The organism is Streptomyces sp. CNP082, from assembly GCF_059570535.1.
The window spans coordinates 1-1,538 of record NZ_JCANSZ010000144.1; the positions used below are offsets into that span (position 1 = coordinate 1).

At 71.5% G+C, this 1,538-nt stretch carries 1 protein-coding gene; it reads right to left on the minus strand.

What is annotated here, in order from left to right; genetic code table 11:
• On the minus strand, nucleotides 1-1,538 hold a 1,538-nt coding region (locus tag B124_RS36995), incomplete at both ends, for a type I polyketide synthase (protein WP_496507407.1).

A 1,538-nucleotide genomic window follows, 5' to 3' on the forward strand; every position in this document is an offset into this window, starting at 1 on the left:
CGGGCCGAGACCACCACCGGCACCGCGACCGGCGAGGGCTCGGTCTTCGACTCGGCTTCCGCAGACTGCTCCGGGCCGGCTTCCAGGATCACGTGCGCGTTGGTGCCGCTGATCCCGAACGACGAAACCCCCGCGCGCCGCGGCTCACCCGTCTCCGGCCACTGCTGCACCTCGGTGAGCAGGGCGACGTGGCCGGTGTCCCACTCCACGTGGCTGGAGGGTTCATCCACGTGGAGAGTTCGGGGGAGGTGCCCGTGGCGGAGGGCTTCGACCATCTTGATGACGCCGGCGACGCCGGCCGCGGCCTGGGTGTGGCCGATGTTGGACTTGATGGAGCCCAGCCACAGCGGATTCGCTTCGGTGTGCGCCTGGCCGTACGTGGCGAGCAGTGCCTGCGCTTCGATCGGGTCGCCCAGCGTCGTACCCGTACCGTGTGCCTCGACCGCATCGACCTGACCCGCGCTCAGCCCGGCGTTGACCAGGGCCTGCTCGATCACACGCTGCTGCGACGGCCCGTTCGGTGCGGTGAGGCCGTTCGACGCACCGTCCTGGTTGACGGCCGACCCGCGCAGGATGGCGAGGACGTGGTGTCCGTTGCGCTGGGCGTCGGAGAGGCGTTCCAGGAGCACCAGACCGGCGCCCTCGCCCCAGCCGGTGCCGTCGGCGGCGTCGGCGAAGGGCTTGCAGCGACCGTCGGCGGCCAAGCCGCGCTGGCGTGAGAACTCAAGGAACGCGGAGGGGGTGGACATCACGGTGACGCCGCCGGCGAGGGCGAGGTCGCACTCGCCGTTGCGCAGCGCTTGCGCGGCGAGGTGCATGCCCACGAGGGATGACGAGCAGGCGGTGTCGATGGTCATGGCCGGACCTTCGAGGCCGAAGGTGTACGCCACACGACCGGACGCCACGCTCGCGGCGCTGCCGTTGCCGAGGTAGCCCTCGAAGCCCTCCGGGGTCCGGTGCATCAGCCGGGGGCCGTAATCGGCGTAGATGACGCCGGTGAACACGCCGGTGTTGCTGTCCCGCAGGCTGGTCGGGTCGATGCCGGCCTGTTCGAAGGCTTCCCAGGCGGTTTCCAGCAGCAGCCGCTGCTGGGGGTCGGTGGCCAGGGCCTCGCGCGGGTTCATGTGGAAGAAGTCCGCGTCGAACCTGTCGGCGTCGTGCAGGAAGGCGCCGTGGCGGGTGTACGTCTTGCCCGTCGCGTCCGGGTCCGGGTCGTAGAGGTTGTCGAGGTCCCAGCCGCGATTGACCGGGAACCCCGAGACCGCGTCCGTGCCCTCGGCGACCAGCCGCCACAGGTCGTCCGCGGAGCGGACCTCGCCGGGGTAGCGGCAGGCCATCGAGACGATCGCGATGGGGTCGTCGTCGGTGACGGTGCGGGTGGCCAGGGCGCGGGTGCTGGCGGGGCCCGTGTCGAGGAGCCGGCCGAGGAGGTGGCGGGTGAGGGCCTCGGGGGTGGGGTGGTCGAAGATCAGGGTTGCGGGGAGGCGCAGTGCGGTGGCGGTGGTGAGCTGGTTGCGGAGCTGGACAGCCGTCAGGGA